Source organism: Mesorhizobium sp. M7D.F.Ca.US.004.01.2.1 (assembly GCF_003997785.1).
Lineage (GTDB): Bacteria > Pseudomonadota > Alphaproteobacteria > Rhizobiales > Rhizobiaceae > Mesorhizobium > Mesorhizobium loti.
In genome coordinates this window covers 1-427 of sequence record NZ_RZRQ01000770.1, presented here as the reverse complement: position 1 = coordinate 427, position 427 = coordinate 1, and the positions used below count along the sequence as shown (strand labels likewise).

General features: G+C 67.9%; 1 protein-coding gene. It reads right to left on the bottom strand.

All coding sequences use genetic code 11. The features are described 5' to 3' along the window. Nucleotides 1-427 (bottom strand): FAD/NAD(P)-binding oxidoreductase (locus tag EN993_RS36720; protein WP_164758106.1); only part of this gene is annotated, 427 nt, incomplete at both ends.

The following is a 427-nucleotide window of genomic DNA, read 5'->3' as shown; positions in this document are numbered from 1 at the left end:
GCGTGAAGCCGCGCTGGAACCGGATGCCGCGCTGTTCGAAGATGGCCGGCAGCACTTCGCAGGTGGGCTTTTGCAGGAACAGGCAGTTGCGCAGCAGTTGCGAGGTGGTCGGGTAGGTGTAGACGATCTCGACGCGGTCGCGCACGCCGCGGCGGCGCAGATAGTCATCCAGCATCAGCGTGGTCTCGCTCGGCGCGATGCCGCACTGGTGCGGCACGTTCGGCGTCTTGGGAAAGGTGACGCTGACGAATACGCGGCCGCGCTCGATCGTGGCCAGGCGGCTGGCCAGTTGCCGCGCCGGCTCGTACTGGTAGAAATGATCGCCCGCTTCGCGCAGTCCCTCGATGCGCTCGGGGGCGGGCACGCAGCCCGTGGCGATGACGAGGTAGTCGTAGCCGTGGCGCTTGCCGCCGCGGGTGTGCAGTTG